The 13417-nt window shown below is 59.6% G+C and carries 13 protein-coding genes and 5 pseudogenes; 12 read left to right on the forward strand and 6 right to left on the reverse strand.

Annotation, left to right across the window (positions count from 1 at the left end; genetic code table 11):
• Positions 1 to 264 precede the first annotated feature (264 nt).
• The 4 genes and pseudogenes from L0A91_RS18560 to L0A91_RS05930 form a co-directional block, all read left to right on the forward strand.
• A pseudogene (locus L0A91_RS18560) lies at positions 265 to 708 on the forward strand (exonuclease domain-containing protein); the annotation flags it as partial.
• Positions 709 to 848: 140 nt separating this feature from the next.
• Positions 849 to 1019: pseudogene (locus L0A91_RS18565) on the forward strand (GIY-YIG nuclease family protein); the annotation flags it as partial.
• A 472-nt stretch (positions 1020 to 1491) separates the two neighbouring features.
• Positions 1492 to 1911, forward strand: coding sequence for a hypothetical protein (locus L0A91_RS18570; RefSeq protein ID WP_311198187.1), 420 nt, complete (start codon positions 1492 to 1494; stop codon positions 1909 to 1911).
• On the forward strand, positions 1908 to 2189 hold the full coding sequence (locus L0A91_RS05930) for an Lrp/AsnC family transcriptional regulator (protein WP_235246216.1): 282 nt from the start codon (positions 1908 to 1910) through the stop codon (positions 2187 to 2189). The genes L0A91_RS18570 and L0A91_RS05930 overlap by 4 nt, the downstream gene beginning before the upstream one ends.
• Here L0A91_RS05930 and trpD read toward each other — a convergent pair.
• Both trpD and L0A91_RS05940 read right to left on the reverse strand, forming a co-directional pair.
• A pseudogene (gene trpD, locus L0A91_RS05935) lies at positions 2178 to 3235 on the reverse strand (anthranilate phosphoribosyltransferase). The gene L0A91_RS05930 and the pseudogene trpD sit on opposite strands and share 12 nt — an antisense overlap.
• Positions 3232 to 3648: a hypothetical protein gene (locus L0A91_RS05940; RefSeq protein WP_235246217.1), complete on the reverse strand. Its 417-nt coding sequence runs from the start codon at positions 3646 to 3648 to the stop codon at positions 3232 to 3234. Before L0A91_RS05940 ends, trpD begins: the two are co-directional and overlap by 4 nt.
• 220 nt (positions 3649 to 3868) lie before the next feature.
• On the opposite strand from L0A91_RS05940, the gene L0A91_RS05945 reads away from it, so the two are divergent.
• The 8 genes and pseudogenes from L0A91_RS05945 to L0A91_RS05970 all read left to right on the forward strand — a co-directional run bounded on the left by L0A91_RS05945 (position 3869) and on the right by L0A91_RS05970 (position 9457).
• Entirely contained in the window at positions 3869 to 4447 is a 579-nt protein-coding gene (locus L0A91_RS05945; protein WP_235246218.1) for a heme-copper oxidase subunit III, read from the forward strand.
• A 52-nt stretch (positions 4448 to 4499) separates the two neighbouring features.
• Positions 4500 to 5320 (forward strand): annotated as a pseudogene (locus L0A91_RS05950) (c-type cytochrome).
• On the forward strand, positions 5320 to 5451 hold the full coding sequence (locus tag L0A91_RS18575; protein WP_311198056.1) for a hypothetical protein: 132 nt from the start codon (positions 5320 to 5322) through the stop codon (positions 5449 to 5451). The pseudogene L0A91_RS05950 and the gene L0A91_RS18575 overlap by 1 nt, the downstream one beginning before the upstream one ends.
• Positions 5452 to 5506: 55 nt before the next feature.
• On the forward strand, positions 5507 to 6391 hold the full coding sequence (locus L0A91_RS05955) for a Rieske 2Fe-2S domain-containing protein (RefSeq protein ID WP_397333816.1): 885 nt from the start codon (positions 5507 to 5509) through the stop codon (positions 6389 to 6391).
• Positions 6391 to 8115 (forward strand): ubiquinol-cytochrome c reductase cytochrome b subunit, encoded by a 1725-nt coding sequence (locus L0A91_RS05960; protein WP_311198057.1) that lies wholly within the window; start codon positions 6391 to 6393, stop codon positions 8113 to 8115. The genes L0A91_RS05955 and L0A91_RS05960 overlap by 1 nt, the downstream gene beginning before the upstream one ends.
• Before the next feature lie 340 nt (positions 8116 to 8455).
• A pseudogene (locus L0A91_RS19655) lies at positions 8456 to 8599 on the forward strand (SAM-dependent methyltransferase); the annotation flags it as partial.
• Positions 8600 to 8784: 185 nt separating this feature from the next.
• On the forward strand, positions 8785 to 9003 hold the full coding sequence (locus L0A91_RS18580) for a hypothetical protein (RefSeq protein WP_311198058.1): 219 nt from the start codon (positions 8785 to 8787) through the stop codon (positions 9001 to 9003).
• 91 nt (positions 9004 to 9094) lie between these two features.
• Positions 9095 to 9457: a metallopeptidase family protein gene (locus L0A91_RS05970; RefSeq protein ID WP_235246219.1), complete on the forward strand. Its 363-nt coding sequence runs from the start codon at positions 9095 to 9097 to the stop codon at positions 9455 to 9457.
• Positions 9458 to 9525: 68 nt separating this feature from the next.
• On the opposite strand, the gene L0A91_RS05975 is transcribed toward L0A91_RS05970, so the two are convergent.
• The 4 genes from L0A91_RS05975 to aat form a co-directional block, all read right to left on the reverse strand.
• Positions 9526 to 9939, reverse strand: a complete 414-nt coding sequence (locus L0A91_RS05975) for a cytochrome c oxidase subunit 4 (RefSeq protein WP_235246220.1) — start codon at positions 9937 to 9939, stop codon at positions 9526 to 9528.
• Positions 9940 to 9963: 24 nt separating this feature from the next.
• A complete protein-coding gene (gene ctaD, locus L0A91_RS05980) occupies positions 9964 to 11745 on the reverse strand; it encodes a cytochrome c oxidase subunit I (RefSeq protein WP_397333817.1) in 1782 nt (593 codons plus the stop codon).
• Entirely contained in the window at positions 11745 to 12551 is an 807-nt protein-coding gene (coxB, locus tag L0A91_RS05985) for a cytochrome c oxidase subunit II (protein ID WP_311198059.1), read from the reverse strand. Before coxB ends, ctaD begins: the two co-directional genes overlap by 1 nt.
• A gap of 135 nt (positions 12552 to 12686) precedes the next feature.
• Entirely contained in the window at positions 12687 to 13394 is a 708-nt protein-coding gene (gene aat / locus L0A91_RS05990; protein WP_235246223.1) for a leucyl/phenylalanyl-tRNA--protein transferase, read from the reverse strand.
• Positions 13395 to 13417 lie beyond the last annotated feature (23 nt).

The raw sequence follows: 13417 nt of genomic DNA on the forward strand, positions 1-13417 counted from the left end.
AGCCCTGGCGAGAGCCCGTCGGCACGGCGTGGGCCGCTGGGCAACCGTTGTTGGTTGCGTTCTTTCTGAGACATATTCGTCACCTCCGTAGTGGATGCTGACGAGATTAGATCTGACCTCTGACATACCCTTTCGGCGATGCGCCCTAGGTATGTCAGAGGGAAGACCTAACGTTTCCACCATGAGCACCACCACCCGCGTTCCAGTCGGCATCCAGCAGTCCTTTGAGGACCTGGGTCAGCCGTTGCACGACGTGACTTTTGGGTGGTAGACCTCGAGACAACCGGCGGGTCCGCTCTCAACGACCACATCACTGAGTTTGGTGCAGTGAAAGTTCGCGGTGGTGAAGTTCTTGGCGAGTTCCAAACACTGGTGCGGCCGCGCACGGCCATTCCGGCTTTCATCACGGTTTTGACCGGGATTTCCAACTCCATGGTTGCGACATCGCCTGACATCTCCACTGTTTTGCCCAGTTTTCTGGATTTCGCCGGGGATGCCGTGCTGGTCGCTCACAACGCACGATTCGACGTGTCTTTCCTTAAGGCAGCCGCAGATAAGACGGGTCATCCCTGGCCGGGTAATCAAGTCCTCGACACCGTTCACCTTGCCCGGCAACTCGTCACCCGTGACGAATCTCCCAACCACAAGTTGTCTAGCTTGGCCAAAGTGTTTGGCGCGACGACCACCCCAAATCACCGGGCCCTCGCCGACGCACAAGCCACCGTCGATGTGCTGCACGGCCTCATCGCGCGAGTCGGCAATCTGGGCATCCACACCATGGAAGAGCTCGCGAGTTATTCAGCTCGGGTGACCCCCGCACAAAAACCAAGCGCTTCCTGGCAGACACGATGCCCTCCGCTCCCGGCGTCTATGTTTTCAAGGACGCCAAGGGTCGTCCCCTTTACGTCGGGACTTCCTCTGACCTACGGCGTCGCACCAAGAACTACTTCACCGCCTCGGAAACACGTCGTCGGATGGCTGACATGGTCGCCCTAGCGGAGTCGATCACTCCGATCGTTTGTGCGACACAACTTGAAGGGCAGGTCCGCGAGCTACGCCTGATAGCCGAGCACCAGCCACCGTTCAACCGCCGTTCTCGTTACCCGGAGAAGATTTGGTGGGTCAAACTCACCAAAGAGGCGTACCCGCGGCTCTCTCTAGTGCGCACGGTGAAGGCAGACGGCGCCACCTACGCTGGCCCTTTTCCCAACCGAGCCCGCGGAGAGCAGGCGATCGCGGGCATTCTTGAAGCGATTCCCCTGCGGCAGTGCACGCAAACCCTCAACCCCGACCCAGCGGCCACATCCTGTGTCCTTGATGAGCTCGGCAAGTGTGGAGCACCATGCACTGGCAAACAATCTCGTTCTGCCTACGCCACCCTCGTTTCGCACGCGCATCAAGTCATCGTTGGTGACGGTAGCCATGTGTTTAGCCAATTGGAGCAGCGAATGGAGGATCTCCCAACAGGAGAGGTTCGAAGACGCCATATCGGTGCGCGAGCGTCTTTCCTCAGCAGTGCGCGGCACCTCTCGGGCTCAAAGGCTCAGCCCGCTGGCACAATCTGCCCAAATCGTCGCAGCCCGCCGCAGCCCCATTGGTGGCTGGGAGGTTAGTTGCATCCGCTACGGACGGCTCGCCGGGAGTTGCCAGACAGCCCGTGGGGTCGACCCCATGCCACACATCCAAGCGATGATCGAAACTGCAGAGGTTGTTGATCCCCCCGTTAGCCCCTCTCCTGCCGCTCATCCTGAGGAGACCGAGCTCATCTTGCGCTGGCTAGACACGCCGGGCATTCGCATCGTTGACCTTGAGGGGACGTGGACCTGCCCAGTCGGCGGATCGGAGTCTCGCCAACAAATTCTCGCGTCGCTCGCCCGCAAGAACGACGACCGGGCTAAGGTGGCGAAGTGATATCAGCGATCGTTCTTATCAAAGCAGAAGTAGCTCGCATTCCCGAGGCAGCGCAGGAGATTGCTGCCATCGAGGGGATCAGCGAGGTCTATTCAGTCACGGGCGACATTGACTTGGTGGCCGTCGCAAAGGTAGCCAAGCACGAGGACTTCCACACGGTCATCGCCGACCAACTCAACAAGGTCGCAGGTGTGCTGGAGACCAACACTCACATTGCGTTTCGGACCTACTCCAGCGATGACCTCGAGGCCGGGTTCTCGATCGGCCTAGACGACTGACGTTGTGTTGACCCAGCGATCCAGCACTTGCTGGGCCGCCCCAGAGTCGAGCGACTCTTGGGCCAGGGCCATCCCAGCGCGTACCCGCTCATAGAGTTCGCTATCACTTGATGGGGCCGGGAGGCCCTCTTCGCCGCTGGTCAATACGGCCAAAGCCAAGCCCGTGTTTAACACCACGGTGTCCCTAATCGGGCCCTGCTGGCCTGCCAACAGATCCCGGACAGCTGTTGCGTTCACGTCAACGTCCCCACCGGTGAGAGATGACACGGGATGGCTCACGCCTAGCTCGCGGGGGTCCAACACCAACTCGGTTACTTCACCGGCCGCGACCCACCACACGTGGGACGTCGTTTCCGGCGAAATCTCATCAAGCCCATCATCGCCCCTAAATACGGCGACTGACTGGCCCCGCTCGGCGAAAACCCGAGCCATCAACGGCGCCATCCGCTCGTTTGCCACACCGATTGCACCGTAGGTGGGTTGGGCTGGGTTGGTGAGTGGGCCAAGGAAGTTAAAGGCAGTGGGGATGCCGATCTCTTTGCGCACGCCCCCGGCATACTTCATCGCGGGGTGGAAGATGGCCGCAAAGCAGAAAGTAATCCCTGCATCAAGTGCCACCTGGCGAACTTGATCTGGTGAAAGGTCGAGTCGTACGCCCAACCTCTCCAGCACATCAGCGGTACCCGTCTTGGATGATGCTGCCCGGTTGCCGTGCTTCACCACTCGAATTCCGGCGCCCGCGGCGACTAGCGACGACATCGTCGAAATATTGACGGTATGCGCACCATCACCGCCCGTGCCCACAATGTCGAGAGTCACGCCTGGAACCTCAAAGCGGTTGGCGTATCGCAACATCGTCTGCGACAAGCCCACCATCTCGGCGGTTGACTCGCCTTTGCGCGTAGCGCCACCAGGAAGGCTGACAGTTGGGCTGGAGTCGCTAACCCACTCATGACCTGGTCCATCACCCAAGCGGCACGCTCAACGGAAAGATCTTCCTCGTTAAGCAGAGCGGATAATGCCTGAGGCCAGGTCGTCTCGCTCACGAGTGCGCGAGGCGAGCGACCGCAGCGGCCAGTGCTGCAGGGTCCAACGGGTGAGCCACCGAGCCGTCGGCCAGGGACCACGAGGCGAGCCAGTTGTCATTGGGTCGACCAGTGAGAACCAGGACCGGCGGGCAGTCAAAAATCTCGTTCTTGAGTTGGCGACAGAGACCAAGCCCACCGTAGGGCTGCGCTTCGCCATCCAAGATCAGAACGTCGTAGTCACCCTCGTCCAGGGCCAGCTCCACCGCTGGCGCAGTCGCGCACTCCATCCACTCCTCGACTTTCACGCCTGGATCAGGGTGCGAGCCCACCCCGACTCGCACTGCGTCGCGGGTGGCCCGGTTGTCACTGAAGAGCAGCACGCTAATACGGCGCAATCCGGCAGTCTGCTCAGCTGAAGTCGAAGCGGTCATAAGGCGATGCTACTCAATCGAAGAACTGCTCGTGAGCCGGACGAGCCGTGTAGCCAAACAACTAGGACACGATTCGGTATCACCCGATGCTGTTCGGGGGTCAGTTGCCACTGGGAATCCTATGTAGGTCATACTAGTTTTTGTGGCGACGACAACATCAGTGACAGCAAGCGCCCCCACAGGTGCGGCAGCGGCCCACGGGCCGGCGACTCGACCCGACATGGTGGCCGTGGGGACCATCGTGTGGCTCGCGAGCGAGATCATGTTCTTCGCGGGACTCTTCGCGATGTACTTCACGATCCGCTCGGTGGCACCCACGCTTTGGGAGACTCAGACCGAACTGTTGAACGTGCCTTTTGCACTGATCAACACGACGATTCTGGTCATTTCTTCGCTGTGGTGTCAGTTGGGTGTCTTCAAGGCTGAGCAGGGTGTGCCAAGCCGCACCGGAGGCCTGATGGAGCTGGGTAAGTGGGGCATGCGCGAGTGGTATGTCCTGACCTACATCTTTGGCTCGATCTTCATTGCTGGCCAGGTGTGGGAGTACGCGTCACTGGTCCATGAAGGGCTGAGCTTGGGCACCAACCCTTACGCCTCGGTCTTTTACATGACCACTGGCTTTCACGGTATCCACGTGACCGGAGGGTTAATCGCCTTCCTCCTCATCATTGGTCGCAGTTTCACTGCTAAGCGCTACACGCACGCACAGGCAACCGGCGCCGTGGTGACCTCCTACTACTGGCACTTCGTCGATGTCGTCTGGGTTGCCTTGTTCCTGACGATCTACGTCCTGCAGTGAGCACACCCCGCATCGTGTCCGCCTTGAACTTTTACACCGAAAGGTCAGCTAAGTGAAGAAATTGGCCGCCCGCCGTCGCAGCCCACTAGCGCTGATGATCCTGCTCCTGCTGGGTCTGACCATGACCGGAACTGCCTACGCAGCACTACAGCCCAAGGCTGACCCGGGGACGTCTGCCGCTACCTCGAGCGTGGACGACATCGCTGCTGGCGAAGCACTCTTCCAAGCGAACTGCGCGTCGTGCCACGGATCAAACGCCCAGGGTGGGGTCGCTGCGGAATCCATCGAAAGCCCCGGGCCATCGCTCATTGGCGTCGGCGCAGCATCTGTGGACTTCAAGTCGCAACCGGCCGGATGCCGTTGAACGCTCCTGGCGTCCAGGCTCCCGAGAACACGATGAACCTCAAGTTCAGCGACGAAGAGATCACTCAGTTGGCCGCCTATGTCGACTCCCTCGGCGCTGGCCCCGCGGTCCCAGACGAAGAGTGGCTCGACCTCGAAGGAGCAGACATCGCTGAGGGCGGTCGCATTTTCCGCACCAACTGCGCGATGTGCCACAACTCCTCGGGCACCGGTGGCGCGCTGACCCGCGGCAAGTATGCACCCAACCTGATGAACGTCGATGAACAGCACATCTACGAGGCCATGTTGACCGGCCCGCAGTCGATGCCTGTCTTCAACGACAGCAACATCACTCCACAAGAAAAGGAAGACGTCATCGCCTTCCTGAAGGACATTGAAGAGGGCGGCAACGCCTATGGCGGTAACTCGATGGGTTCCTTGGGCCCAGCCGGTGACGCCGCATTTGTGTGGACTCTGGGCATCGGTCTTTTGATCGGCGCCGCAGTCTGGCTCGGACGAAAGGCACCCTGATGACGGATCACAACCTCCCGGCTGAGCAGAACGGCGTCGAGAACCTGCCCGCTGAGTCGAACGCAGCACTTCCCGAGCGTTTCGAAGACCCGGGCCTACCCCCACATTCCGCGTCGCGCCGATGTCGATGAGCAGGCAGCAAAACGTGCCGAAAAGCAGGTTGTTGCTCTCTTCACCATTTCGGTTTTGGGCACCTTGGTTTTCATCGTCGCCTACTTCCTCATCGACCTGGATGCACGCGCTTACTTCATTGGTATCGGCGAGGTCAGCCTCTACCACCTGGTGCTCGGCCTTTCCATGGCTGCTTCCATGGGTGGCATCGGCTTTGGTGCCGTCCACTGGGCAAAAACCTTGATGCCCGACACTGAGATTGTTGAAGAGCGTCACCCCCAGGCTTCCCCTGAAGAAGACCGTGACGGTGCGGCAGCAATCCTTCGCTCTGGCTGGCAGGGCTCACAGTTGGGTCGACGTCCGTTGATCTTGCAGAGTGCTGGCGTCGCTATGGGACTCTTCTCGATTCCCCTGGTCGTCCAGGTCGTTGGCAGCTTGGGACCACTACCCGGCGAAGAGCTGTACGACACCAACTGGCGGCAGGGCCTGCGCTTGATGATTGACCCGAGTGGGACGCCCATCAAGGCTTCAGACGTCACCATCGGTTCGGTCTTCCACGTCATGCCAGAGGGCTACATCGGCGAAGTCGCCGATGAGAACCTCACGGCTGAAGAGGAAATGAAGGCTAAGGCCGAGGACCAGGTCATCTTGGTTCGCTTGGACCCCAGCGACGTGAAGAGCCAAAAGCAACTCGATTGGGGTATCGACGGCATCGTGGCTTACTCCAAGGTCTGCACCCACGTGGGTTGCCCCGTTGCTCTCTACGAACAACAGACCCACCACCTGTTGTGCCCTTGTCACCAGTCGACTTTCGACATGACAGAGGACTGCAAGGTCATCTTTGGCCCCGCCAAGCGTGCCTTGCCACAACTGCCGATCACCATTGACGACGAGGGCTACCTGGTCGCGGATGACAGCTTCCGCGAACCCGTCGGTCCGAGCTTCTGGGAGCGTGGCTAATGAGCACAAACTCCGGAATCCCCCAGGGAGCCGATTCTCTGCGCGCTAACTCTGGCGCTGGCGCAACCGCGACCACCGAGAAGGCCGACACCAGCCCCAGGTTGGCTGCGCCGATCGTCTGGTCGGATGAGCGTGTCGGCACTGCCAAGGGCATGCGCTTTCTCCTGAAGAAGGTCTTCCCTGACCACTGGTCGTTCCTCTTGGGCGAAGTCGCCATGTACTCCATGGTCATCTGCCTCATCACTGGAACGTTCTTGACGTTCTGGTTCGTGCCCAGCATGGGACACGTCGAATACAACGGATCGTTCGTGCCCTTGAAGGGCGTCGGCATGAGTGAGGCTTATGCCTCCACTCTCGACATCTCCTTCGACATCAAGGGCGGATTGCTGATCCGTCAGTTGCACCACTGGGCAGCGCTGCTGTTCATCGTGGGCATCGCATTGCACATGGCACGAGTCTTCTTCACGGGTGCTTTCCGCAAGCCTCGCGAGATCAACTGGGTCATTGGCGCTGTGTTGAGCCTTCTGGCCATCATCGAAGGCTTTGCTGGCTACTCGCTGCCGGATGACTTGCTTTCCGGTACCGGTATTCGCGCAATGGCTGGCTTCATGCAGTCTGCGCCGGTCATCGGTAGCTACATGACCTTCTTCGTCTTTGGTGGGGCTTTCCCCGGTGAGGCGATCATTCCGCGACTGTTCATCGCCCACGTGCTGATCGTGCCCGCCCTGCTGGTCGGTCTGTTCACCGCCCACATTGTCTTGGTCGCGGTTCACAAGCACACCCAGTTCCCCGGACCTGGTCGGACAGACAATAATGTTGTCGGTTTCCCGCTCATGCCTGTGTACATGGCTAAGGCTGGCGGCTTCTTCTTCATTGTCTTCGGTATCACTGCCCTGATTTCGGCTTTGGTCCAGATCAACCCGGTGTGGGTCTACGGCCCGTATGACCCGACGCAGGTGACTGCCGGTTCACAGCCTGACTTCTACATGTGGTTCTCTGACGGAGCGCTACGCCTCTTGCCGGGCTGGCTAGAGTTCACAGTCTTTGGCACGACCTGGAGTTTCAACATCTTCTTGGGCTCGTTGCTGCTCTTGCCCTTGGTTTGGGCGATCATCATCGCTTACCCGTTCGTTGAGAACTGGGTGACCGGAGACAAGCGTGAGCACCACATCCTCGACCGCCCGCGCAACGCGCCGGTCAGGACTGCGATCGGTGCCTCGGCCATCTCGATCTACCTGGTTCTAGCGTTGGCTTGTGTCAACGACATCATCGCGATCAAATTCGGGCTCTCGATCAACGACTTGACGATCTTGTTCCGCGCACTGTTCTTCATTGCGCCGATCGTCACGTTCCCGATCGTCAAGCGCCTGTGCATCTCCTTGCAACGTGCAGATCGCGACTTGGTGTTGCACGGCACGGAATCGGGTCGCATCGTTCGCACTCCCGAAGGCGAGTTCTTCGAGGTGCACGAACCGCTGAACGAGTACGACCGTTACACGCTGGTGCAGCATGACCGCCAGGAGCCTCTGTCGGCTCTCGACGGTGTGCCGGTTGACGAGAATGGTGTACGTAAGCCGATGTCCTTCGGCTACAAGACCCGCCGCGCTCTGTCTGACTTCTACTTCAAGGATCAGATCCAGCCGGTCACACCAGCCGAACTTGCTGCGGCACACCCCACGGTGAGCACGATGCGTTGGAGAGCGGCCATAGCGACCAGGCCTTGACCAGCGGGTCGGACCAGGTCGGCATCGACCAAGGATCGTCAGCCAAGTAGCAGTCCGTCCAATCGCACGCAGTGAGGCCCCGCTCCCCCGGAGTGGGGCCTCACTGCATCTGATGTGACAATTGCATATGCGCTCCTTTGATGCCTTAGTTGACGAGGCGCTCGAGGCCGATGTTTCTGGCTGGGGGTTCGACTGGCTCGACGGCCGAGCAAGCGAAGAGCGTCCTTCTTGGGGCTTCGCCCGTCAGTTGCACCACCGCCTTCAGAACGCCCATTCAGCTCTGGACATCGATACCGGCGGCGGCGAGGTCATCGCTGAGGCACGGGTTCTGCCAGACACCATGGTTGTCACCGAAAGCTGGGTGCCAAATGCCCGAAAGGCCCACAGCCTGCTGACTCCACGCGGAGCAACGGTCGTCCAGACGGAGCAGGGAAGTTCCCTGCCCCTGGCAGATCGATCATTTGAACTTGTAACGTCACGGCACCCGGTCGCCCCTGATTGGGCCGAGATTCATCGAGTGCTTCAACCTGGTGGAGCATACTTCGCGCAGCATGTCGGACCCGCATCAGCCTTTGAACTCATCGAGCACTTTCTAGGCCCACTCCTGAGCAGCGCACGGCACGCGAACCCCACGACGAGCTCGCCGCAGCTCGAACAGCAGGACTCGAGATGGCAGAGCTCAAGACGGCCAGATGTCGCATGGAGTTCTATGACGTTGGCGCGATCGTCTGGACTCTGCGCAAGTGTGTCTGGTGGGTTCCCAACTTCACGGTCGAGAAGTATGCCGCCGAGCTTGCCGAGTTGGATGCGCAGATGAGACGAGGCATCCCTTTCGTCGCGCACTCAAGCCGGCATCTTGTTGATCTCAGGCGCCCGAAACACCCTTGACTGCCACCCCGCGCGGAGCCTTCACAACCCTGCGCAGCCAGCCTGAACCCAGTCGGCTACATCCCTTGATTCACGACACGAAGGACAATGCATGGAAGGTCATCTCACGTTGACCGAGGAAGAGTTTGAGGCTGCTATTGGCGACGCCTTGGATCAGATACCCACCCAGTTGCTTGACGCCATGGACAACGTCGTGATCATCGCGGCTCGTGAGCCAGACCCAGAGGATGCGACTGAACTCTTGGGCCTTTATGAGGGGGTGCCGTTGGCCGAACGTGGCGGTGGTATGGACGGCATGCTGCCAGACTGCATACGCATCTTCCAGGGTCCTCTAGAGCGTGCGTGCTCAACGCGTGAGGAACTCATCGACGAGATAGCCGTCACGGTAGTCCACGAGATTGGACACCATTTCGGCATCGAAGAGGACCGCCTCCACGAGTTGGGCTGGGGGTAGACCACACGCAAAAGGCGCCACCTCGACACGGTTGTCGAGGTGGCGCCTTATGCGAAAGAGAATCTCGGCTACACGGCCTTTTCGCCGACGAAGTACTCGAAGGTCCAACCGACGACAGCCAAAGCTGCGAAGGGGGCAGCAATGGCGAATAGCCACCAACCGACAGCCACACCCAAGAACAGGATCGCTGCGCCCAGAGCCAAGTACAACGGCCACCACGAGTGGGGGCTGAAGAAGCCGTAGTCACCAGCCTGCTCAGCAATCTCGCCGTTCAACTTGTCTTCGGGACGCTCATCCAGTTTTGATGCAGTCAGTGCGAGGTAGCCCGCAATGAACAAACACAAGGATCCGGTGAGGGCCAAGCCCACTACCCCGACCCACTCGACTCCGTGTTCGGTGATGCCAGTGGCCCAGTAGTAGATCCCCGTCATCAAGACGAAGAATGGGATCAGGTAAGCGAAGAGTTTAGTTTCAGCCTTCATATCTGTATTGCCTACTCCTTCAGGTCAGTTGTGACCGGTCGCGGACTGGTCTCCGGTCACCGTTCCGACGTCACCGTCAGGGTCGGTGTCTGGGCCACCCAGAAGGGCCTGGGCAACTCCCTTATCTGGCTCTGCGCTCTCCAGGGTCGCCACCTCAGGGTGGTACAGATCGAAAGCGGGACGCTCCGAGCGGATCCGGGGAATGCTCGTGAAGTTGTGGCGCGGAGGGGGGCAAGACGTGGCCCACTCCAGCGACATGCCGTACTCCCACGGGTCATTGACCTCAACCTTGGGCGTCTGGAAGCTCTTCCACGCGTTGTAGAGGAAGGGCAGCATCGACACGGCCAGAACGAACGAGAACACCGTAGAAACCTGGTTCAGGAACGTGAAGCCATCCTCGGGCATGTAGTCCGGGTAACGACGCGGCATACCGAAAACGCCCAACCAGTGCTGGATAAGGAAGGTGCCGTGGAAGCCAATGAACAGCAACCAGAAGTGCAACTTGCCAAGTTTTTCGTCCAGCATGTGCCCCGTGAACTTAGGCCACCAGAAGTAGAAACCAGCAAACATTGCGAAGACCACGGTGCCGAACACCACGTAGTGGAAGTGAGCAACCACGAAGTAGGAGTCAGTGAGGTGGAAGTCCAAGGCTGGGCTAGCCAAGATGACGCCGGTCAGGCCACCGAACAAGAAGGTCACCAGGAAGCCGACAGCCCACACCATGGGAGTGCTGAAGACCAGCGTGCCGCCCCACATCGTGCCGATCCAGTTAAAGAACTTCACACCGGTTGGCACAGCGATCAGCATCGTCATGATTGCGAAGAACTCAAGCATCACGGCGCCAGTGGCGTACATGTGGTGAGCCCACACGCTGATCGACAGGGCTGCGATGGCCACCGTGGCAAAGACCAAGGTCTTGTAGCCAAAGAGCGGCTTGCGGCTGAATACCGGAAGGATTTCGGAGATGATTCCGAAGAACGGCAGCGCAATGATGTAGACCTCGGGGTGGCCAAAGAACCAGAAGAGGTGCTGCCAAAGCATGGCACCGCCATACTCAGGGTTGAAGATCTGAGCACCGAGCATGCGGTCCGCGGCAACTCCGAATAGCGCTGCGGCCAAGACCGGGAAGACCATGAGGACCAGGATCGAGGTCACCAGGACAGTCCAGGTGAAGATCGGCATGCGGAACATGGTCATACCCGGCGCGCGCATCGCGATGATCGTGGTGATGAAGTTGACCGAGCCAAGAATGGTTCCAAAGCCACCCAAAGCAAGACCCATGACCCACAGGTCACCGCCCAAACCGGGGCTTTCAGCTGAACCAGCAAGCGGCTGGTAGGCAAACCAACCAAAGGCAGCGGCGCCGTCTGGGGTCAGGAAGCCCCCCATGACGATGAGGCCACCAAAGAGGTAGAGCCAGTAGGCAAACATGTTTAGCCGCGGGAAGGCGACGTCTGGTGCGCCAATCTGCAGCGGCATCAGCGCATTCGCGAAGCCGGCAAACAGTGGCGTCGCAAAGAGCAGCAGCATGATCGTGCCGTGCATGGTGAACATCTGGTTGAACTGTTCTGGGTTGTCCACAACCTGAAGACCGGGGACAAAGAGCTCTGCGCGGATGACCAGGGCCATCAAGCCACCGAGCATGAAGAACGCGACCGAGGTGATGAAGTAGAGGTTTCCAATGACCTTGTGGTCAGTGGTGGTAATCCACTTGACCATCAACTTGCCAAGGTCCTTCTTGCGTTCTGGCCGGGGTGCTTGGCCCTCGGGCTGCACCGGCGTCTCTGGTCGAACGATCGTCGCCATCAGTTCTCCTCCTCCGGCAGTTTGTCAACCTGGTCTTCTTGCAATGGGTAGATGTTGAGGTCCTCGCCGAGCTGACCGGTGTTGCCTGATGCGCGGATCTCTTCGATGGCGGCGTCGTACTCCTCTTGGGAGACAACCTCAACCTGGAACAGCATCTGTGAGTGGTATGCACCGCACAGCTCAGCGCACTTGCCCTGGAAAACGCCCTCTTCGGTCGTGACGACCTGGAAGGAGTTGACGCGGCCAGGGATCAGGTCGAGCTTTTGCAGGAACTGCGGCACCCAGAAGGAGTGGATGACATCGCGCGAGGTCAGGACGAACTCGACGCGGCTGTCGACCGGCAGAATCATCGTCGGCAGCGTCTCAGGGACACCTTCTTCACCGTCGCTCAGCGCGCTGGCCTGCTCACCAGAGATGTAGACATCTTCGTCGACGTAGTTGAAGTCCCAACTCCACTTCTTGCCCACGACGTTGACCGTGACATCGGCTTCTTGCTCGGTGTCAAGCAGCTGGTTTTTCAGCTCAACGGTCTTGCCGAAGAGAACAGCAACCATGAGGACTGGCACGACCGTGTAGAGGATTTCCATCGGCACGTTGTAGCGCACCTGTGGGGGTAGCGGCTGGTCCTCGCTGCGGCGGCGGTATGCCACGACGCACCAGAAGATCAGGCCCCATACCAAGACACCGACAGCGAGTGCTGCGATCCAGGTGTAGTTCCAGAACGTGATGATGGCCGGGCCGTTTTCGGTCACCGGCTCCGGCAGATAGCCCCGCTCAAGTGAGGTACCGCATCCGGTCAGGAGCATTGCTGCTCCTAAAACCATGAGAATTAGCGGCGCTGACCGCCCCTGCCGACCGTTGGTCGACTTATTCAGCCGTTGCAAAGCACACCTCACATTGTCCACCGATCATGATTCGTACAGCCTACCCTGATGCGTAACTCAGGAATGATCAGGGTAGCCATGTCGTGTCCGAGTTGAGACCCAACGATGTTGACCCGTACGCACTGTTGGCAGAAGTTGCAAATAGTCCTGGCGGCTGACCTCGATGACGCCCAAGCTCTCGAGGTGCGGCGTTTGCCATTGCACGTCGATGAGCCAACCGCTTGCCGCTGGTGTTTCCATCACAGCGACCAAGCCGGCCAACGCCGCCTTGGACGCATCAGTGACGTGGTGGAACATCGACTCACCAGCAAAGAGTCCCCCGACGCCGACCCCATAGAGGCCCCCTACCAACCGCTCACCTTGCCAAGCTTCAACTGAATGAGCCCAGCCCAACTGGTGCAAACGTCCGTATGCAGCGGCGATCTCGTCAGTAATCCACGCCCCGTGACGCTTGGGATCGGCGCAAGCAGCCACCACGTCGTCGAAAGCCGTATCAATACGGATCTCAAAATGGCGCATGGACTTTTTGAGTGACTTGGTGACCCGCAACGCGCCAGGCAGCAGAACACCGCGAGGATTGGGTGACCACCAGCCCAGCGGTTTGCCACCAAACTCGCCGACACCCATCGGAAAGAACCCTTGGCGGTAGGCCTGCAGCAGAGTGCCCGGATCCAGTCCCCCACCTAGGCCCACGAGATCTTCATCGGGCTCAGCGCCCTCGAGGTCGAAGACATACGGACTCTCAGGTGGTTCAACCGGCCACACGCTGCTTGTTCCTCTCTAGACAA

The sequence above is a fragment of the Ornithinimicrobium sp. INDO-MA30-4 genome, from assembly GCF_021535045.1.
Lineage (GTDB): Bacteria > Actinomycetota > Actinomycetes > Actinomycetales > Dermatophilaceae > Ornithinicoccus.

What these genes read in the sequence shown, in the direction of transcription:
- coxB (WP_311198059.1), bottom strand. Translation starts at nt 12,551, where the DNA reads ATGCTCCTGACCGGATGCGGTACCTCACTTGAGCGGGGCTATCTGCCG.
- L0A91_RS18580 (WP_311198058.1), top strand. Translation starts at nt 8,785, where the DNA reads ATGGCAGAGCTCAAGACGGCCAGATGTCGCATGGAGTTCTATGACGTT.
- ctaD (WP_397333817.1), bottom strand. Translation starts at nt 11,745, where the DNA reads ATGGCGACGATCGTTCGACCAGAGACGCCGGTGCAGCCCGAGGGCCAA.
- L0A91_RS05960 (WP_311198057.1), top strand. Translation starts at nt 6,391, where the DNA reads ATGAGCACAAACTCCGGAATCCCCCAGGGAGCCGATTCTCTGCGCGCT.
- L0A91_RS05970 (WP_235246219.1), top strand. Translation starts at nt 9,095, where the DNA reads ATGGAAGGTCATCTCACGTTGACCGAGGAAGAGTTTGAGGCTGCTATT.
- L0A91_RS05975 (WP_235246220.1), bottom strand. Translation starts at nt 9,939, where the DNA reads ATGAAGGCTGAAACTAAACTCTTCGCTTACCTGATCCCATTCTTCGTC.
- L0A91_RS05940 (WP_235246217.1), bottom strand. Translation starts at nt 3,648, where the DNA reads ATGACCGCTTCGACTTCAGCTGAGCAGACTGCCGGATTGCGCCGTATT.
- L0A91_RS05945 (WP_235246218.1), top strand. Translation starts at nt 3,869, where the DNA reads ATGGTGGCCGTGGGGACCATCGTGTGGCTCGCGAGCGAGATCATGTTC.
- L0A91_RS18575 (WP_311198056.1), top strand. Translation starts at nt 5,320, where the DNA reads ATGACGGATCACAACCTCCCGGCTGAGCAGAACGGCGTCGAGAACCTG.